At 43.1% G+C, this 18,124-nt stretch carries 20 protein-coding genes and 1 tRNA gene; 12 read left to right on the top strand and 9 right to left on the bottom strand.

Annotated features, from left to right (window positions below; genetic code table 11):
• Positions 1 to 152 precede the first annotated feature (152 nt).
• The 4 genes from EAE92_RS20915 to EAE92_RS20930 all read left to right on the top strand — a co-directional run bounded on the left by EAE92_RS20915 (position 153) and on the right by EAE92_RS20930 (position 4,167).
• On the top strand, positions 153 to 929 hold the full coding sequence (locus EAE92_RS20915; RefSeq protein WP_246545326.1) for a tRNA-dependent cyclodipeptide synthase: 777 nt from the start codon (positions 153 to 155) through the stop codon (positions 927 to 929).
• An 85-nt stretch (positions 930 to 1,014) separates the two neighbouring features.
• The gene (locus EAE92_RS20920; protein ID WP_214069462.1) at positions 1,015 to 2,247 is read left to right on the top strand and encodes a cytochrome P450, cyclodipeptide synthase-associated; all 1,233 of its coding nucleotides are present in this window, start codon (positions 1,015 to 1,017) and stop codon (positions 2,245 to 2,247) included.
• Positions 2,248 to 2,578: 331 nt separating this feature from the next.
• Positions 2,579 to 2,959 (top strand): PadR family transcriptional regulator, encoded by a 381-nt coding sequence (locus EAE92_RS20925; protein ID WP_214069463.1) that lies wholly within the window; start codon positions 2,579 to 2,581, stop codon positions 2,957 to 2,959.
• 131 nt (positions 2,960 to 3,090) lie between these two features.
• Positions 3,091 to 4,167: a methyltransferase domain-containing protein gene (locus EAE92_RS20930; protein ID WP_214069464.1), complete on the top strand. Its 1,077-nt coding sequence runs from the start codon at positions 3,091 to 3,093 to the stop codon at positions 4,165 to 4,167.
• Between the two features lie 98 nt (positions 4,168 to 4,265).
• On the opposite strand, the gene EAE92_RS20935 is transcribed toward EAE92_RS20930, so the two are convergent.
• From EAE92_RS20935 to glyQ, 4 genes are all read right to left on the bottom strand, one after another.
• Positions 4,266 to 4,342: transfer RNA gene (locus EAE92_RS20935), tRNA-Pro, on the bottom strand.
• A gap of 251 nt (positions 4,343 to 4,593) precedes the next feature.
• Positions 4,594 to 4,806, bottom strand: a complete 213-nt coding sequence (locus EAE92_RS20940; protein WP_339959410.1) for a type II toxin-antitoxin system RelB/DinJ family antitoxin — start codon at positions 4,804 to 4,806, stop codon at positions 4,594 to 4,596.
• Positions 4,807 to 4,869: 63 nt separating this feature from the next.
• Positions 4,870 to 6,939 carry a glycine--tRNA ligase subunit beta gene (gene glyS, locus EAE92_RS20945; protein ID WP_214069466.1) on the bottom strand — a complete coding sequence of 690 codons (2,070 nt, stop codon included), beginning with the start codon at positions 6,937 to 6,939 and terminating at the stop codon, positions 4,870 to 4,872.
• Positions 6,940 to 6,948: 9 nt separating this feature from the next.
• The gene (glyQ, locus tag EAE92_RS20950; protein WP_036814305.1) at positions 6,949 to 7,863 is read right to left on the bottom strand and encodes a glycine--tRNA ligase subunit alpha; all 915 of its coding nucleotides are present in this window, start codon (positions 7,861 to 7,863) and stop codon (positions 6,949 to 6,951) included.
• Positions 7,864 to 8,058: 195 nt separating this feature from the next.
• Here glyQ and EAE92_RS20955 point away from each other — a divergent pair, with 195 nt between their 5' ends.
• The 3 genes from EAE92_RS20955 (at position 8,059) to EAE92_RS20965 (ending at position 11,033) form a co-directional block, all read left to right on the top strand.
• On the top strand, positions 8,059 to 8,616 hold the full coding sequence (locus EAE92_RS20955; protein ID WP_214069467.1) for a DNA-3-methyladenine glycosylase I: 558 nt from the start codon (positions 8,059 to 8,061) through the stop codon (positions 8,614 to 8,616).
• A 206-nt stretch (positions 8,617 to 8,822) separates the two neighbouring features.
• Entirely contained in the window at positions 8,823 to 10,076 is a 1,254-nt protein-coding gene (locus tag EAE92_RS20960) for a valine--pyruvate transaminase (RefSeq protein WP_214069474.1), read from the top strand.
• A gap of 636 nt (positions 10,077 to 10,712) precedes the next feature.
• A complete protein-coding gene (locus EAE92_RS20965) occupies positions 10,713 to 11,033 on the top strand; it encodes a YceK/YidQ family lipoprotein (protein WP_036779848.1) in 321 nt (106 codons plus the stop codon).
• Between the two features lie 62 nt (positions 11,034 to 11,095).
• Here EAE92_RS20965 and EAE92_RS20970 read toward each other — a convergent pair whose 3' ends face one another.
• The gene (locus EAE92_RS20970; RefSeq protein ID WP_214069468.1) at positions 11,096 to 12,385 is read right to left on the bottom strand and encodes a YidR family protein; all 1,290 of its coding nucleotides are present in this window, start codon (positions 12,383 to 12,385) and stop codon (positions 11,096 to 11,098) included.
• Positions 12,386 to 12,519: 134 nt separating this feature from the next.
• On the opposite strand from EAE92_RS20970, the gene EAE92_RS20975 reads away from it, so the two are divergent.
• Entirely contained in the window at positions 12,520 to 13,137 is a 618-nt protein-coding gene (locus tag EAE92_RS20975; protein WP_065392319.1) for a trimeric intracellular cation channel family protein, read from the top strand.
• On the opposite strand, the gene ligB is transcribed toward EAE92_RS20975, so the two are convergent.
• Complete coding sequence (gene ligB / locus EAE92_RS20980) at positions 13,131 to 15,017, bottom strand: NAD-dependent DNA ligase LigB (protein WP_246545327.1); 1,887 nt, start codon at positions 15,015 to 15,017, stop codon at positions 13,131 to 13,133. The genes EAE92_RS20975 and ligB overlap by 7 nt on opposite strands.
• A 166-nt stretch (positions 15,018 to 15,183) precedes the next feature.
• Between ligB and EAE92_RS20985 the strand changes: the two genes are divergently transcribed.
• Both EAE92_RS20985 and EAE92_RS20990 read left to right on the top strand, forming a co-directional pair.
• Positions 15,184 to 15,432, top strand: coding sequence for a type II toxin-antitoxin system CcdA family antitoxin (locus EAE92_RS20985; RefSeq protein ID WP_082302660.1), 249 nt, complete (start codon positions 15,184 to 15,186; stop codon positions 15,430 to 15,432).
• Entirely contained in the window at positions 15,432 to 15,755 is a 324-nt protein-coding gene (locus tag EAE92_RS20990; RefSeq protein WP_065392322.1) for a CcdB family protein, read from the top strand. Before EAE92_RS20985 ends, EAE92_RS20990 begins: the two co-directional genes overlap by 1 nt.
• A gap of 69 nt (positions 15,756 to 15,824) precedes the next feature.
• Here the strand turns inward: EAE92_RS20990 and EAE92_RS20995 are convergent, their stop codons facing one another.
• Entirely contained in the window at positions 15,825 to 16,055 is a 231-nt protein-coding gene (locus EAE92_RS20995; protein ID WP_214069469.1) for a hypothetical protein, read from the bottom strand.
• A gap of 125 nt (positions 16,056 to 16,180) precedes the next feature.
• Here EAE92_RS20995 and EAE92_RS21000 point away from each other — a divergent pair, with 125 nt between their 5' ends.
• Positions 16,181 to 16,387, top strand: a complete 207-nt coding sequence (locus EAE92_RS21000; protein ID WP_214069476.1) for an antitoxin PaaA2 family protein — start codon at positions 16,181 to 16,183, stop codon at positions 16,385 to 16,387.
• A gap of 45 nt (positions 16,388 to 16,432) precedes the next feature.
• Here the strand turns inward: EAE92_RS21000 and EAE92_RS21005 are convergent, their stop codons facing one another.
• Both EAE92_RS21005 and EAE92_RS21010 read right to left on the bottom strand, forming a co-directional pair.
• Positions 16,433 to 17,035, bottom strand: a complete 603-nt coding sequence (locus EAE92_RS21005) for an ATPase (RefSeq protein ID WP_214069470.1) — start codon at positions 17,033 to 17,035, stop codon at positions 16,433 to 16,435.
• Entirely contained in the window at positions 17,032 to 17,286 is a 255-nt protein-coding gene (locus EAE92_RS21010; RefSeq protein ID WP_214069471.1) for a hypothetical protein, read from the bottom strand. The genes EAE92_RS21005 and EAE92_RS21010 overlap by 4 nt, the downstream gene beginning before the upstream one ends.
• A 522-nt stretch (positions 17,287 to 17,808) precedes the next feature.
• On the opposite strand from EAE92_RS21010, the gene EAE92_RS21015 reads away from it, so the two are divergent.
• Positions 17,809 to 18,124 (top strand): helix-turn-helix domain-containing protein (locus EAE92_RS21015; RefSeq protein ID WP_214069472.1); only part of this gene is annotated, 316 nt, incomplete at its 3' end.

Here is an 18,124-nt window from a genome sequence, read left to right on the forward strand (position 1 = left end):
CTCTGACTTTCGATAATTTTTGACATTTTTACGAGATTAAGTTAGATCAAATTTCTGTATAAATATCTTAATGGAGATGTAATGAACCTATATAAAAATTAAAAAATTCATACCAGGATTATGCGGGATTACATTAAAAAAATGGAAAGTCAATGGAAATGTTATCTACTGAAAAAAAATTCTTAAAAGAAACGAACAATCAGATATTACCACTCCATTCAACATTGCTGCACGAGAATTCACCATCATTTATTGTCCAAGGTGAAACCCCTCGTTGTGGCCAAATTATTCAAAAAGGCGACCACGCGCTAATAGGGATAAGCCCCTTTAACTCGCGTTTTTCAAAGGACTATGTAGTGGACCTTATTCAGTGGTCAAGTCATTACTTCCAGCAAGTCGACATCTTGTTACCTTGTGAACGTGAAGCTTCGCGCCTTTTAGTCGCTGGTGGAACTGAGAATGCTAAGGCAATCAAGAAAACACAACGAGAAATTAGACGTCATTTATGTAACCTTGATTATGCGATTTCCATAGCAATGCTAAAAAGTAAGCAAATCAGAGTCATTCAATTTAGTGACTTCGCACTAAACCATGACTACCAATCTGTTAAAACACAAGTTGAAAACGCGTTTAATGAATCAGAATCTTTTAAAAAAATCTGCCTTGATATGTCCTTTCAAGCCATAAAAGGGCGACTAAAAGGTACCGGGCAATACTTTGGTCTAATTGACCTACAATTAGTATATAAAGCGTTACCATATATTTTCGCTGAAATTCCCTTCTACCTCGATACCCCTCGATTACTTGGGGTAAAATATTCTACGTTACTTTATCATCGTCCTTGGCCAATCGGAAAAGGGTTGTTTAACGGTAGTTATCCTATACAAGTAGGAGATAAACAAAGTTACGGAATCGTTACTCAAGTATAAAATACAAACAGTCTGATGAGATAGTCCCTGTATTTAATGTTAATAGGCTTTTAGTACCAAACATCCTTAGAAAGGAAGCAAAATAATGGCTAAATTAAGTTCTTTCAATATTCACGATCCCAAATTTATAAAAAATCCTTACGACTTTTACGACATCTTACATAAACAAGATTTAGTTTATTTTGATCAACCCCGAAACGGCTATTTTATTGGCAAATATGAGGATGTTGACACTATTTTAAAGTCTTCAATTTTCAATACGAAGCCATTAACTGAACCGGAATCTGTTATGGGGGATCGCGTTCTTATTCAAATGGAAGGTGAAGAACATACGTGTAAACGAAAACTCATGATGCAGGGGCTTTTAAGAGATTATTTTAATAGTCACTACGACCCCATGATTCGAAAGATTACTGAAGATCTCTTACAACCTCATATAGAAAAAGGAAGTATAGATCTTGTTAATGACTTTGGCCGAGATTATGCCGTATTAGTGACATTAGGTATTCTTGGATTGCCAAGTGATAACTATCGTGACATAGCTGAATGGCACAAGGGTATCACCAGTTTTGTTACCCAGTTTGACCAAACAGAGCCAGAAAAAATGCATAGTATTGAATGTGGTCAAAAATTGATTCGCTTACTAAGCCCTATAGTAGATCAGAGACGGTGTAATCCCAGTGAGGACATTATATCTATATTTTGTCAAGATACAGAGATGTCCATAAGTGAAATTACAGCACTATGTTTAAACATTCTATTAGCGGCGATAGAACCTGCTGACAAAGTATTAGCCATGATGTTTAATCACTTAATATCTAATCCCAGTATGCTTAATGCGGTTGTTAAAGATCGCAATCTGGTTAGAGATGCATTTGAAGAAACTTTACGTCTGACACCACCGGTACAACTAATTCCAAGAGAAGCAAGTGAAGACGTCACTATTTCCGGTATCGATATACCTAAAGGCACTGTAATATTTTGTATGATTGGCGCAGCTAATCGCGATCCATCGGTTTTTCACAAACCAAATGAATTTGATCTATATCGAAGAAAAAATACAACTTCTCAACAGAAAGCAAATCGAAAAAGACATTTGGCTTTTGGTGTAGGTACTCATGCCTGTATTGCGGCTGCATTTTCACTCAGTCAGTTAGAAGTCTCATCCAATATTATTTTGGATCGCCTGCACAATTTACGTTTTGCTGATAACTATCATTATCAAGAAACAGGAGTGTATACACGAGGACCTTCTAAACTCCTTTTGAGTTTTGATCCAAAAATATCTTCCATTCCAAAACATGGTAGCCTAATCTGAAAATTACTATGGGAACGATGAAATAGGAACATAAAGTTCATATTGTGGTGTAGCAGGAACACTGTCACCTATATGGGACAGAAACATAATGGTAAGTATGTGGCAATTCTGGAAAAATATCAGACTTGTGTGAAATAGTTCAGAAGATCCATCTGAAATACTGATCAAAGGGATGCCGGAAGTAGGCATCCCTTGAAACCAGCCAAGAGATACCTACATTTTATTATCGAAAAGAGGTGACTCATGATGATGAATAAAGTCAATAATAAAACAAATTAAACAGATTACCTGATACATTGACACCTTGATGCTCAATGTATATGATGCCGTTATGAACAAATCGAAGAAAACACTTAACACTGTTGGACGAACCACAGTGGACTACACTGATAGAATGTATTGGAATGGCATCATTAAGATGAGCTTATCCAAGTTTTTCATTCTCAGTGTCTTACAACAACGGCCTATGCACGGTTACGAAATAGCCCGTGAGGTTGAACATTCTACCCAAGGGTGTTGTTCACCTACTGAAGGTACGATTTATCCGGTACTGCGTGAGTTTGAGCAGGGTGGATATGTCACGGTACACAACGAAACCGTTGCAGGTCGTGGACGCAAGGTATACACATTAACAGATAAAGGGCGTAAAGCTTTTACTGTCGCGGTAGAAGCTTGGATGGAAGTCGCCGCACATATCAATCGTCAGCAATGACGGTTTTTTTTGACTTTATACATTGATCATCTATGCATTGATCAGGAATATGATAACTCATTGTAAATCTGGCGCCAAATTACCGAAACGTAATATCGGCCTATTAATAATTTAATTTGAAGGAAATAGATATGAACGAACTATCGATTAAACGACGAATCGAAGACATACAACACTATTATGGTAAAACCCTGTCTAGTAGAGAGGATCTTGCTATAAATGTATGCACTGTGGACAACACCACTTCAGACAGAATCAAAGAAATTCTTAAGCTTATCCATCCTGATGTACAGAGTCGTTTTTATGGTTGTGGTACGCCTTTTCCTCCCCTGCTAGAAGGAACAACAGTATTAGATTTGGGATGTGGTAGCGGGCGTGATTGTTTTATTCTGTCTCACCTTGTAGGTACCGAGGGTAAAGTTATTGGTATTGACGCAACGGCAGAACAAATCGAATTTGCCCAACGTTTTGTGGATTACCATCGTCAAATCTTTAACTACTCATCCACCAATGTGCATTTTCAGCAAGGCTATATCGAGTCGCTAGAACAACTTAATTTACCACCTGAAAGTATCGACGTTATCGTCTCAAACTGTGTCATCAATCTATCTGTATCTAAGGCAAGTGTGTTGGCTGGTATGGCCCGTTTACTCAAATCGGGTGGTGAAATCTATTTTTCTGATATTTTTTTGGATAGAAGGCTGGACCAATCACTGAAAAATGACCAACAAATTGTTTGTGAGTGTATTGGTGATGCATTGTACTTTGAAGATTTCATACGGCTGGCAAAAGCAGCCGGTTTTAATGATGTTCGTGTCATTAATAGCAGTTTGAAATCCATAAATAATAAGGAGATCGAAGCAAAACTGGGCGGTGCAAAACTGTATTCAATGACGCTGAGGCTGTTCAAATTAGATTTGGAAGACCGTTGTGAGGATTATGGTCAAGTTGCCATTTACAAAGGCAATTTATCGGATGCCCCGGATCAGTTTGTGCTTGATCGAGAACATATTTTTGAAACAGGTAGAGCGGTCCCAGTATGCCGGAATACTGCCGATATGATCAGCAAAAGTCGTTACCATACACTTTTTGATTTAATTGGTGATGGGAAAAAACATTATGGCCTTTTCAACGGTGGAAGGCCGAAGCATTTTGATGCTGATAGCAAAGTTATGCAAGCTTATGCACCAAACGGCTGTGGCTGTTAGAGTAAACAGCCAGATGACAAAAAGCCTTACAGCAATCACTGTAAGGCTTCTCTATTTCTTCAAGCCTGCGGCTTATTTGACAGCCCCAAACTCTAAATTGGTCGGCGAGAGAGGATTCGAACCTCCGACCCACTGGTCCCAAACCAGTTGCGCTACCAAGCTGCGCTACTCGCCGAAAACGAGCCGAATCTTACTGCGCTCGCTACAGGCCGTCAATACCTTTTTGATAATCATGGGTTAGTTGCTGATAAAAACAGCGTGAACGTCGCTATGCCGCACGCTTACACTGTTTTTACAAAAAATACGTCATACGTAAAAGTAATGTCGTGGCTACATTGGCTATTTTGAAACTTTCCCTTCCCACCCCGAATTTTTGTACAGGCTTCACACCACGTCTAAACTAGCCTGAATATCTTGCCTAGCGCATCAGATACCAAGCTGATCGAATAAATCGTCAGCATTCTTTGCTTGATGAATGTCTTCACCACGATCACTCTTAACCAAAGTTTCGGCAGTCAATTTATTAGGTACTCGCATTTCAAACGGTAATGCTTTTTCCTTCGCAACTTTAGTCAAGGTGATACGCACTAGATCAGATATGGTTAACCCCATACCAACCAAAACCTCGATAAAATCAATGTTAAAGGTATTAAGTTCCGGCTATCGCATTTCACAACAGCCGGAATTGACTATTTCAGATTACTATTGCAGTAACGAAATATCAGCAACTCTCAGGAACAGGTCACGCAATTCACTTAACAGGGTTAAGCGATTTATTCGCACCTGTAAGTCTTCATCCATCACCATCACGTTGTCAAAGAAAGCATCGACAACTTCACGCAAAGATGCCAACTCAACCAGCGCTTCCTGATAGCATCCTTGAGCAAATAAAGGTGCCAACTTATCCTGTAAAGCCACCAGATGTGTTGCCAGTTTCACCTCTTCCGGCGCTTTCAGCGCAGAAACATCTACTTTCTCGTTCAATGTCTCTTCTGACTTCGCCAGAATGTTAGAAACACGCTTATTCGCGGCGGCTAATGCTGCGGCTTCATCCAGTGTACGGAAGTGAGTCACTGCTTTAACACGAGCATCGAAATCAGCAGGTTGTGTTGGACGACGCGCCAACACTGCTTGAATGGTATCAATGCTGTAGCCCTGCTCCTGATACCAGGCGCGGAAACGGCCAAGCATAAACTCAACCACGTCATCCGTAACCTTGGCATTCGTTAGCTTGTCGCCATACAGACGAACCGCTTCTTCTGTCAATGTCTGCAAATCCAGCGGCAGTTTTTTCTCAACGATAATACGCAGAGCGCCCAACGCTGCACGACGTAGCGCAAATGGATCTTTATCACCTTTCGGATGCTGACCAATGCCAAAAATACCCGCCAGAGTATCCATTTTGTCAGCGATCGCTAACGCACAAGAAACGCCGGTAGAAGGCAGTTCATCACCGGCAAAACGCGGTTGATACTGCTCATTCAATGCCAGAGCGACATCCTCTGCTTCACCGTCATGACGGGCGTAATGCATTCCCATCACACCCTGCGTATCGGTGAACTCAAATACCATGTTGGTCATCAAGTCACATTTGGACAGCAAACCAGCACGGGCAGCATGATTCACATCAGCGCCGATTTTCTCTGCAATCCAACCAGCCAGCGCCTGAATACGATCGGTTTTATCACGCAAAGTACCAAGTTGTTTCTGAAACAGCACGGTTTCCAGACGAGGTAGATTGTCTTCCAGACGCTGTTTACGATCCGTCTTAAAGAAAAATTCCGCGTCAGCTAAACGTGGACGAACCACCTTTTCGTTACCGTCAATGATTTGCTGTGGATCAGAAGAGTCAATGTTGGCGACAAAAATAAAGTTTGCCATCAGCTTGCCGGCATTGTCGTAAACCGGGAAGTATTTTTGGTCGCCTTTCATGGTGTAAACCAACGCTTCTGACGGCACGGCAAGGAATTTCTCTTCAAATTTCGCTGTCAGCACAACCGGCCATTCAACCAATGAAGTGACTTCTTCCAGCAGGCTGTCACTGATATCAGCAATACCGCCCAACTTAATCGCAGCCTGTTCTACATCCTGCTTAATGAGTGCCTTACGGATTGTATAATCTGCCATCACTTTACCGCGTTGCTGCAAAATCGCGGGATACTGTTCTGCATTATCAATCGTAAATTCAGAGTCACCCATAAAGCGGTGGCCACGAATGACACGCGCGGATTTAATACCCAGAATTTCGCCTTCAATCAGTTCATCGCCAAACAACATGGTAACGGTATGAACTGGACGAACAAACTGAGTCTCTTTATCGCTCCAACGCATCAGTTTAGGAATTGGCAACTTACTCAGCGCGTGACTGACCATACCCGACAATAGCTCTGTTGCACGTCGGCCTTTTACCAGCGCGCGATACAATAGCCATTCGCCTTTATCTGTCACTAAACGTTCAGCCTGAGCCGCCGTGATACCACAACCGCGAGCCCAACCTTCTGCCGCTTTTGTCGGTTTACCCTCAGCATCAAATGCTTGAGCAATCGCCGGACCACGTTTTTCTACTTCACGATCAGCTTGCGCCTCATCCAGATTAGCAACTTTCAGCGCCAGACGGCGCGGCGTTGCAAACCAGCTTACTTCACCATACGCCAAATTCGCGTTATCCAACTCTGCCGCAAAATTAGCAGCAAATGATTCAGCCAATGAACGAAGAGCCTTCGGCGGCAACTCTTCTGTGCCGATTTCCACCAGGAAAGTCTGTTGAGTCATGACAGCCTCTTAGTTCTGATTCTTGTTACACATAGGGAAGCCTAGCGCCTCACGGGAGGCATAATAAGCTTCGGCAACAGCTTTGGTCAGGGTGCGGATACGCAGGATATAACGCTGACGTTCAGTCACCGAGATAGCTTTACGGGCATCCAGCAAGTTGAAGGTATGACCTGCTTTGAGAATACGTTCATAAGCTGGCAACGGTAGCGGCGTTTCTAACGCCAGCAGGTCCTGAGCCTCTTTTTCATATTGTTCGAAACAGGTAAACAGGAAATCGATATCAGCATGCTCAAAGTTATAGGTGGATTGTTCTACTTCATTTTGGTGATAAATATCGCCATAAGTGGTTTTACCCAGCGGGCCATCGCACCAAACCAGATCATAAACGCTGTCTACGCCCTGGATATACATTGCCAGACGCTCAAGACCGTAGGTAATCTCACCGGTGACAGGCTTACACTCAAGGCCGCCTACCTGTTGGAAGTAAGTAAACTGAGTCACTTCCATCCCGTTAAGCCACACTTCCCAACCCAATCCCCAAGCGCCCAATGTTGGGTTTTCCCAGTTATCTTCAACAAAACGGATGTCATGAACTGTTGGGTCTAATCCTAACTCCTTCAGAGAACCTAGATATAACTCCTGAATATTGTCTGGGGATGGTTTAATAATGACCTGAAACTGATAGTAATGTTGCAAACGGTTAGGGTTTTCACCATAACGGCCATCCGTCGGACGACGGGAAGGTTGCACATAAGCGGCGGCAATTGGCTCCGGGCCAAGCGCACGCAAGCAAGTTATTGGATGAGAAGTACCCGCGCCAACTTCCATGTCCAGTGGTTGGACAATGGTACAGCCCTGGCGCGCCCAATAATCCTGTAATGTCAGGATCAGCCCCTGAAAGGTCTTGGTATCAAACTTTTGCATGTTAGATCCGCACGCGATACATATGAATTTGAAAGGAAGTTGGTCAGTATACCCTTTGACCTTAAGATATACAGCCCTGAATTCGCTCTTAATTTCACCTTGAAATAAAAAAATCTTAATCGAGTTATTTTACTTGTATATTTATACAGTTAAGGTACTGTCAATTATCAACCACTCATATTGGAAATCTCAACTATGGAATTAATACGCTGCCATTGGGTTACCTCTGACCCGGAATATTTGGCTTACCATGACAATGAATGGGGAAAACCCCAAAAAGATAGCCAAAAGTTGTTTGAAATGATCTGTCTGGAAGGGCAGCAATCTGGGCTGTCATGGCTAACTATTCTGAAAAAACGTGAAGGTTATCGTAAATGCTTTCACCAATTTGATCCGGTAAAAATTGCTGTCATGAATGAAAACGATGTAGAACGGCTGATGCTTGATCCCTCGATTGTCCGTAACCGCGCCAAAATCAACGCGATTATCAGCAATGCGCGAGCCTATCTTAAAATGCGGCAACAAGGAGAAGAATTCAGCGCTTTTATCTGGCGCTTCGTTGATAACAAACCCATTATTAATCAGTGGGAAACGATCACAGAGGTACCGGTAAAGACCGAGATTTCAGAGGCGTTATCGCAAGCGCTGAAAAAGAGAGGATTCAAATTCATCGGCGGCACCACCTGCTACGCATTCATGCAAGCTACCGGTTTGGTCAATGACCATATAATAAACTGTTTATGTAGAAAATAAATTCAGTGAATTACTATCGCACTTAAGATTAAAATGAATAATAAAGCTGGATATTAACCAAACATTCAGTTCTTTATTTTAAATGCTAAATTAAACGCAATATTAAATAACTAATAGTCATAATTTTCCAGATTGCACCCCAATAGTGCGCGGAGTATGGTGTTATGTCTCTTAATCCCAATAACACACCGACAACGAACGCGGCTATGATTTTTTCTCAATTTGGTAACAAGTTCACACAAGATGCAGGCATCACCCGCCTGATGAATGACCTTAATCAAGGGTTGAGGACGCCCGGAGCAATTATGCTAGGCGGCGGCAACCCGGCGCACATTCCAGAAATGGATGACTATTTTCAGCAACTACTGACAGAGATGGTCGCCAACGGCCAACTCACTGACACGCTATGCAACTATGATGGGCCTCAAGGAAAGGATACATTGATTCAAGCATTGGCAGAGATGTTGCGCGAAAAATTGGGTTGGGAGATTGGCACACAAAATATTGCCCTGACCAATGGCAGCCAAAGTGCATTCTTCTATCTATTTAATCTGCTGGCTGGGCGCGGAGAAGATGGCACTGTCCGCAAAGTACTGTTTCCACTAGCACCGGAATATATTGGTTATTCTGACTCAGGGCTGGACGAAGGCTTATTTGTTGCCAATAAACCCAATATTGAGTTATTGCCAGAAGGCCAATTCAAATATCATGTTGATTTTGACCATCTCAATATTACCGAAGATATTGGCCTGATCTGTGTTTCTCGCCCAACCAACCCAACGGGTAACGTCATCACTGATGAAGAGTTACAACGGCTAGATTGTCTGGCTCAACAACACCAGATTCCATTACTCATTGATAATGCTTATGGCGTGCCATTCCCAAGTATTATTTTTAGCGAAGCTACGCCATTGTGGAACCCCAACATTATTCTGTGCATGAGTTTATCCAAATTAGGGTTGCCGGGTTCACGCTGCGGAATCATTATCGCTAACGAGAAAATCATCAATGCCGTCAGTAACATGAATGGCATCATCAGCCTTGCGCCGGGCGGTGTGGGTCCCGCAATGGCATTGGAAATGATCCGGCGCAATGACCTGCTTCGTTTGTCACAGGAAGTTATCCGCCCGTTTTATCAACAACGGGTTCAAGACGTGATTCAGATTATCCGTCGTTATCTGCCGGCAGAACTTTGCCTTATCCATAAACCAGAAGGCGCTATTTTTCTGTGGTTGTGGTTTAAAAATCTACCGATAACCACAGAAATGCTTTATCACAGATTGAAAAAACGGGGTGTGTTAATGGTTCCAGGTCACTATTTCTTCCCCGGACTGGAACAAGATTGGCCGCATACTCATGAATGCATGCGTATGAATTATGTTCCTGATCCGGAAAGTATTGCCAAAGGGATTGCGATTCTGGCGGAAGAAATTAAATTAGCGCATCAGCAAGCCGCCTGAAATCAATATAATCAAATCAATAATGTAATCATCAATCGTAATAAATATAGTAAAAAAGCTCCTGCTCGGAAATGCAGGAGCTAAATGACAACGAGGACTTTACATAATTATTCTCAGAATTTGTAGAATGCTTTGTGCATAAGAAGAGAAAGAAACACTCCTTGCTTGCCTGCTCTCCTTAAGCAACCTCTATTCAATCAGAAATTTCTAAATCCAATGCCCTGAATAGGCGGGTTTTTGTGCGTTTAATGGCAGTCAAAGTAAAAACGTACTTCTATACCCGTTATCTTTCAAGTTGCCTCTTTGTTGGCGATACTCACTCGCCATCGCGATGCATCTTGAAATCCATTGGGCATATACTTAAAAAATATTTAAGTTATAGACTATTCAGATCATTATGATGACTTACATTACTTTTTACTAATTAAAATACAGAAAAAAATCCTGTTACATAAAAAATTCACGACTTTTTGATCTCAACACTATGGTCAACGTTGCGTGACGTGATTATAGTGATTGATGTCAAAACCCTTCATTAAGGGATTTGGATAAATTTGGGGAAATAAAGATCACCCAACAAACTTACTCAAGGGCGAACTATTTCAGCGGCTTAGCTATACGAGATCGATAGAACCGATGAAGAGTAATAAACTAATTCTATTTTGCGTCACATTAGGATGGCTGTTAATCAGCGGGTGTACCAGCATCATGACACATTCCGGGCCTAGCCGCGGTTATTATCCCGGCGCTAAAACTGACATTGAAATGTTAAAAGATCAAGATACAGGCTGGGTAATGAAACCACTACTCGCGATCGATCTGCCCTTTTCCGCGCTATTAGATACTCTGTTATTACCTTATGACTATATAAAATCTGACGAAGATCAATCAGCCAGTTCACCAAAAGAGCGAATTGAAAAAATAGAAAAAGCACAACATCAAACCAAAAACAATTAATTGATAATCCGTTCCGGTTTATTTATTGCCACCAGCAGCAAGTGAACTGGCGGCAAATATATTTATTTCAGTCCTGTTTCCACCAGGAAAATTTGCATATAGCCATCAACTTCACGCATAAAGGCAACATGATGGTTATCCGGTGAAATCACAACCGCATCCGCGGCAGGGGCTTTTTCTGTACGCTCTGTCAGACGCTGCATTTGACCATTGTTGACATCACACAACATCACACTGTTATCACAAATGAAAGCAACATATTGACCGCTTCGATCCCAACTGAAAGCAGATTGAATACCATAATGACTCTGAGTTATCTGACGCGGTTCGCCGCCATTTGGCGATATTGTCCACAGTTGCACAATGCCATTATCATCTTTCATCAGAAAACCAATCTGCCCACCATCCGGTGAAGCCCGCAACCAGTGGCGTGGATTATTCGCTACCCCCGGCCAACGCCTATGATTGGTCAATGTCAGACGACGCTGCATGATATTAGCAGGCGGTGCAGGTAATGTTGTTTCCGTCCCTTGCAGTGGCTTTTCCCCTGCTACGGCATAATCAGCATCCTGTTCAGGTAGATCAACGATATAAACTTCCGGTACTTTTTCCCCTGTCGCAGAAATAGTATCGCCAATAAATGCCAACGCCCAACGCTGCCAATTTCCATCCGCTTTACGATATCCAGCTTGGCCGACCCAACACTCTTCATAAGCACGGTTAATCTCATCACTACCCGGCTCCGGCTGAAAAGTGGTACGACTGACTACAACGGAGAAATAGCTACCATCATATTCACGGGGATGATGTTTAGGTGGCTCAACTGATTTGAGAGGCACAGCCACGGCGATATTGCGTAAATCCAGCGCTGGATCAAGTTCATGCATAACATGGTCGTTATAAGTAAAACTCAGACGGCTACTATCCGGGCTGAATACATGAACGTGGCTGCCTCCGCGCAGCGCTCCCGGCGTATAAGGAGCAGTAATATCCATCGCATCCAGGGTGACCGCTTTTCCCGGTAAATCTTCGCTGACAATCACCCCTCGCCGGTGATGAAAATCGTAATGCCATTGCTCATCTGGGAATTCTGGCCCATGAATAAACGCATACCGGACAGGTTCTGTTGGGCTGACGGTCACCACGCCAACATGAGTCCCCTCTTTAGCCTGATAGATAATTTCTGTTTTGCCACTGTGTACATGAATTTTTTCTATCGTTAAACCGGTAAAAGAAGCGCCATAAGGACGCACATCATAAGCTAACCACTGGCTGTCTGGCGTCCAGACATTAATATTGGTAAGCTGGTGGCTGCGATTATCAAACGTGATTTGCCGTTCCTGAAAGGCCATTTTATTATCCTTACATCAGGTTTTTTCGGATAAATAATATTAATCCGAAATGGATGGAACTAAAAAATTTCAGTCGAGACTTTACCACTTCGACATTACTCTTACCTTTTTACGTTATGCACATCGAATAACCTATGTTACTAAGTGTTCTTTATATCATTGGTATTACTGCCGAAGCGATGACCGGCGCTTTAGCTGCGGGCCGCCGTAAAATGGACATGTTCGGCGTGATTATTATTGCTTCGGTCACCGCCATTGGCGGCGGCTCCGTTCGGGATATACTTCTGGGGCACTACCCTCTAGGTTGGGTTAAACACCCTGAATATATCGTCACCGTCGCCTGTGCCGCTGTAATAACCACTTGGGTTGCCCCCATGATGAAGCATTTACGCCGCCTGTTTCTTATCCTTGATGCCATTGGCTTGATTGTTTTCTCCATTCTCGGCGCACAAATTGCCTTGGATATGAACTATGGCCCAATCATCGCCTCCATCGCAGCGGTTATCACCGGTGTTTTCGGTGGCGTGTTACGCGATATGCTGTGTAACACCATCCCGTTAGTTTTCCAGAAAGAGATTTATGCCGGCGTCTCTTTTACCGCCGCCTGGTTATATATTGGCTTACAACACACGCCATTACCGCAGGATGGCATTGTACTGATTACCCTAATCGTAGGTTTGACAGCAAGATTGGTTGCTATCCGCTACCGCCTTGGATTACCTGTCTTTAATTATGAACATTCTGATCACTGAGTCATACCAACGGGGTTCGGCCCAACCCCGTTTTCTCGATCAAACCCCTTGATACCAGCCACTGACAGTTTCTCTGCAATTGCTTTAACCTGCGTGTCATTGACAAAATCAGACAACTTTTTCAATTGCCCGCGAGTGAGTTGCTGTTTTAACTGTGATCCGGCTAATTTCTGCTCCATTTGCCGCCAGTGATCAACATCGTCAGACAACTTATCCATATAAGGTACTCCAATCCCTTTCATCCAATAGGAAAAAGGCTGATTTTTTGCCTTGCTGAATTGTGAATAAATGGCCTGAGCTCGTTTATCTCCAATGCCCGGTAAGGCCGCGATTTGTTGAACTGAAAGTACCAACCAATCGGTTAAATCCGTGACTAACTTCTGTTCGGTCAACATTGCCCAACTACCACTACTGACGCCTGTCATTTGCAAACTTTCACCAAGCCATTTCAATCGTGCATTAAACTGTTGTTCGCAGCCCGCCGTTAACGTCAAGCAACTCAGTGCATGATAACGCTGCTTATCTGGCGGCTGAATATCCTGACGCTCTTTGATCCGCCACACCACCTGAGCTAATTTCGGGATACCATGACCGGCCAGCGTGAGAGTGACCCGATCCCCCGGCAACACATCTAACTGTCGCCAACGACGGACTGAACCAATATTGACTCGGCTGACTTGTCGGTCATCTAGTTTCACCTTATCCAGCCCAAGCACAACTGAGATCTTGCCCGTCCTGCCAATAGTAAAGCTCACTTCCCTGACTTGTGTAATCTGATGACGTAAAGGGTGTTTCCATGCCACAGCCCAACTGTTAGAGCCAGACCGCCATTGATTCCCTTTAGGTTCAATTTCCTGTTTCAGCACGATACCGTCTGTGGCAAAAGGCATGGGTTGTTCAAAATAATGCATCCGTAGTTTCTGTACCTGTTCTGGCCTCTCTATTTTATGGCTGTGGCGAAGCGCTAATGGAAAACCCATATCCGCCAGTTTCCGCAATTTACTTTCCATATCAACAGGACCATCCGGCCAGCTCCAGATAAACACACCGACTTGCTTTAATTCTGGCGAATGCTCTTTACGCATCATTAAACCGGCGACACGATTACGAGCGCCATCACTGCCGGAAGATTGCTGTATATGCCCATCTTTATGCAGAAAAAGCTCCCCTTGTAATACCATATAAGGCGGTACCATATAAGGCGGTGCGTTTTCTATCTCTTGGGGAATATCGGAAATATGTCGGCTTTTTGCTGTCCAATTTACCCCTTCGGCGCCATTGCCCCGGCTGATTAATGAAACCAGTTTCCCATTCTGATAAATCAATGTTATCGCCACGCCATCAATCTTTGGCTGTAACCAGACAGGTAATCTGCCGTGCAACCATCGGTTAATTTCCCGTTCATCTTTCAGTTTATTTAATCCAGTATGAGCAACTGGATGAACCAGCTTATTATCCGCAACAACTTCTACCGGAAAGTTCGAATCAGGTGATTGTTTCAAACAAAGCTGCCAATGAATTAGCTCCGCCATTAATTGATCATAAACTTCGTCATCGATCTCGCTGATCCCTTTCTGACGATAAAGTTGATCCCATTGAGCCATCTGTTGCATCAGACTTTTTGTTTCATATTGCAATTTATCCTGCGACCATGCCGGGCAATCTTTCTCTATATTCAATGTCTCAGCCGCAACTATCGGTGTACTGAAAACAATAAACAGAATCAATATCAATAAATTAAGCATCCGCTGCTCCTTGGCTATCCATGCATAACGGCAAAATAGAGGATAAAGAGATGCTGTCCAAGGCAGAAATAATAACTTTGCGAAGCGGTTCAAAGGAATAACTTCCTGAAATCCCAAGATAACGAACTTTTTCATATACTGCACAAAACCGATAATTATGGTGAGAACCTGACTCATTTAACTATTTATTGCATTGCAATTAATAATTAAATTCTAAGTCTTTCAAGAAGCAGGATACTTGATTGTTTTTCCGTTACCCATCATACTTATGCGCATACCTTTGCGCATAGGAGTAAACACCATGAATACCGTTACCTCTCCCCGTAACCGCACCAAAAGAAGCACCAACGTGTACCTGACGGCTTCACTGGTCGATAAAGCCCATAGTATGGACATGAATCTCTCAGCAACACTAGATATCCTTCTGGCGCAGGCTATAAAAGCTAAACAGGATGAGAGAGAGAAAGAGAAAGAAGATATGCAGGCTATGAACATATTCATGGCGAAAGCTGGAATGCTCACAGACGATGAATTTTTCGGGAGCCTGTAATGCCACAGCAATTTGATGTGTATCGTAATCCATCGGCCAAAACAAACAGGCTTTGGCCGTTTTACCTTATTATCCAGAATGATTATTTTGATGATTTAACAACAAGGATTATTGTTCCTCTGGTATCTAAAAATGACATTAGCCTCAACCAGAAAAGAATCACCCCTCAGGTGGTCATTAATAATAATAGTTATCATATATTTACACCGGCAATAACGTTTCTGGATGCAAAAAAAATCAACAAATCAGATTTTGTATGCAACGTAGCCTCATCCAGAAATGAAATTATCTCAGCCCTCGATGCCATCATAACGAACACCTGAACCCGCAAAGAGAAGAAAGATAACTAGAACCGTCAGACCCCTTCTGCGGAGAATGTAAAAAATACCCGCTCAATCCGGGCAATTTTTCTCTGTATTCAATGTCTCAGCCGCAACTATCGGTGTACTGAAAACAATAAACAGAACCAATATTAATAAATTAAGCATCCGCTGCTCCCTGGCTATCCATGCATAACGGCAAAATAGAGGATAAAGAGATGCTGTCCAAGGCAAAGGTAATAATTTTGCGAAGCGGTTCGAAGGAATAACTTCCTGAAATCCCAAGATAACGAACTTTTTCATATACTGCACAAAACCGATAATTATGGTGAGAACCTGACTCATTTAACTATTAATTGCATTGCAATTAATAGTTAAATGCATATGCTACTCTAAATACTCGCATATAAATAACCAAGAAGACGTTTATGGTCACAGGAACAATTGATGACTCCACACCAAATCGACCGGACCGTGTGGAAGCGCTGAAGCGAGCACATGAAGCTGCTCTCTATGATGCATGGTTCCGTAAGCAAGTTCAGGCAGCTATCGATGATCCCCACCCCTGCGTTCCTCATGAGGAAGTTAAAGCACGGTTTGCAGCCAAAAAAGCAGCCCTACTTAAGGGGATATAATAGAGTTGGAATGGAAGCCAATGGCTCTGGCTGATCGTGAGGCTATTACGATTTTTTTAATTTCTGAGCAGAAATGATTTCGTTACTGGCTGCACGCCTAAACCATTCAGGTAAATAACTGGCCAATTGCTTCACTCTGTCACGGTCCCGAGCCAACAATAGCTGCCTGCGCTTATTGCTATTATCAAAAATCCAGACCCTATCTGATATATTCATAGCCAGCGGTAGGTTAATTATAGAACAATCATAGCGCCTGAATATATCGACAACTGGCACATTATGCCCTCCCGCTCTTACACGAAGCGCCACTCGTGCGGCAGACAAACCCACATCATGAACACCGACGAAAATAAAGTTAACCTTGTAACCGGCACTAACAGCCAGCTCCATCAGCTTAATTTCTCCTTTACCCGTGAGAGTCGTCTCGACAGCAAATGAGCGGCATTCTTGGAGAAAAACCGCTCGTTGTTTGATAGCTAACCGACCCGCTTCCGCATTTTTCAGTGATGGATTATGCGGGCTGAGTTCTCGTGCTATATCATCGGGATTTACTACAGGAACCTTGCCAGTTAGATGACGTCGAACCAGTGTCGATTTGCCAGCTCCATTAGGTCCTGCAATAACCCATAGCTGAGGCCGATGCGTCACTCTTCCAAAACCTCAACTACCTCCTCGGTACCACTCATAAAGCTAACCAGCTCCCTACGGCCACCTGGATATTCCTTAATAACCATCCCTGCTGGAGTGTCAAACTCCGCATAATAAATTGGTTCACCAGCATTGAGGTGAGCACGCGCCTCTGAACCATCGTCATTTGCCAGTTGAGCATCAAAGATAGCCATAAAAGCGCGCTCTTGCGCCGGTGACATTTCATCCAAATTTTGCAGTTCAAGCCTCATCGCTGTAACCCCTGTAATTTGCGCCACAAACTTATGACAAATAAAATTAACTAATGAATATAAAGGTAACAACTGTAGATAAATTATACACCATAGTATGCAGTGTAAATTCCATTCCCACCCAGGACAACTCTTTTCTGATACATCCATGTGACTACATCAATAAATTAAGCATCCGCTGCTCCTTGGCTATCCATACATAACGGCAAAATAGAGGATAAAGAGATGCTGTCCAAGGCAGAAATAATAACTTTGCGAAGCGGTTCGAAGGAATAACTGCCTGAAATCCCAAGGTAACGGACTTTTTTATATACTGTATAGAGCGGATATTATGGTGAAAAGCTGATGCATTTAATATTTAGCAAAATCCGCCGTAAACCCTCGCCCAATGCGGGCGGTGATATAAGGCGAAAAGCCCGCAGGGCTTTCAGGTTATTAACCATCACGTTCACTGGCAGCTTGGGGGGGACATGGACAAAAAAAGCGGTTAAAATACATAAACTATCCCCATGAGCGCTGATGATGTTAAGAGCCACCAAAGTCCGCATTTACCCGACACCCGAACAGGCTGATTATCTCAATGCTCAGTTCGGTGCGGTTCGTTTCGCGTACAACAATGCGCTGCACATCAAGAAGCACGCTCATCAACGCCACGGGGTGAACCTCAGCCCGCGTAAAGACCTCAAACCCTTACTGTCAGTGGCGAAAAAATCCCGCCGGTATGCCTGGCTCAAAGCGTATGATTCCATCGCCTTGCAGCAGGCGGTGATTAACCTCGATATGGCGTTTTCCCACTTTTTTAATCCGAAGCTGAAAGCGCGCTTCCCGACATTCAAAC

It is taken from the genome of Photorhabdus hainanensis (assembly GCF_018448965.1).
GTDB classification, from domain to species: Bacteria; Pseudomonadota; Gammaproteobacteria; order Enterobacterales; family Enterobacteriaceae; genus Photorhabdus; species Photorhabdus akhurstii.

Bases quoted from the DNA above. Each gene is read 5' to 3' on its own strand.
- EAE92_RS20965 (WP_036779848.1), top strand. From the start codon at position 10,713: ATGAAGAGTAATAAACTAATTCTATTTTGCGTCACATTAGGATGGCTG.
- EAE92_RS20995 (WP_214069469.1), bottom strand. From the start codon at position 16,055: ATGAAAAAGTTCGTTATCTTGGGATTTCAGGAAGTTATTCCTTCGAAC.
- EAE92_RS20925 (WP_214069463.1), top strand. From the start codon at position 2,579: ATGAACAAATCGAAGAAAACACTTAACACTGTTGGACGAACCACAGTG.
- glyS (WP_214069466.1), bottom strand. From the start codon at position 6,939: ATGACTCAACAGACTTTCCTGGTGGAAATCGGCACAGAAGAGTTGCCG.
- ligB (WP_246545327.1), bottom strand. From the start codon at position 15,017: ATGAAAAAGTTCGTTATCTTGGGATTTCAGGAAGTTATTCCTTTGAAC.
- EAE92_RS20975 (WP_065392319.1), top strand. From the start codon at position 12,520: ATGTTACTAAGTGTTCTTTATATCATTGGTATTACTGCCGAAGCGATG.
- EAE92_RS21000 (WP_214069476.1), top strand. From the start codon at position 16,181: ATGGTCACAGGAACAATTGATGACTCCACACCAAATCGACCGGACCGT.
- EAE92_RS20920 (WP_214069462.1), top strand. From the start codon at position 1,015: ATGGCTAAATTAAGTTCTTTCAATATTCACGATCCCAAATTTATAAAA.
- EAE92_RS20960 (WP_214069474.1), top strand. From the start codon at position 8,823: ATGATTTTTTCTCAATTTGGTAACAAGTTCACACAAGATGCAGGCATC.
- EAE92_RS20930 (WP_214069464.1), top strand. From the start codon at position 3,091: ATGAACGAACTATCGATTAAACGACGAATCGAAGACATACAACACTAT.
- EAE92_RS20970 (WP_214069468.1), bottom strand. From the start codon at position 12,385: ATGGCCTTTCAGGAACGGCAAATCACGTTTGATAATCGCAGCCACCAG.
- EAE92_RS21010 (WP_214069471.1), bottom strand. From the start codon at position 17,286: ATGAGGCTTGAACTGCAAAATTTGGATGAAATGTCACCGGCGCAAGAG.
- EAE92_RS20915 (WP_246545326.1), top strand. From the start codon at position 153: ATGGAAATGTTATCTACTGAAAAAAAATTCTTAAAAGAAACGAACAAT.
- EAE92_RS20985 (WP_082302660.1), top strand. From the start codon at position 15,184: ATGAATACCGTTACCTCTCCCCGTAACCGCACCAAAAGAAGCACCAAC.
- EAE92_RS20955 (WP_214069467.1), top strand. From the start codon at position 8,059: ATGGAATTAATACGCTGCCATTGGGTTACCTCTGACCCGGAATATTTG.
- glyQ (WP_036814305.1), bottom strand. From the start codon at position 7,863: ATGCAAAAGTTTGATACCAAGACCTTTCAGGGGCTGATCCTGACATTA.
- EAE92_RS20990 (WP_065392322.1), top strand. From the start codon at position 15,432: ATGCCACAGCAATTTGATGTGTATCGTAATCCATCGGCCAAAACAAAC.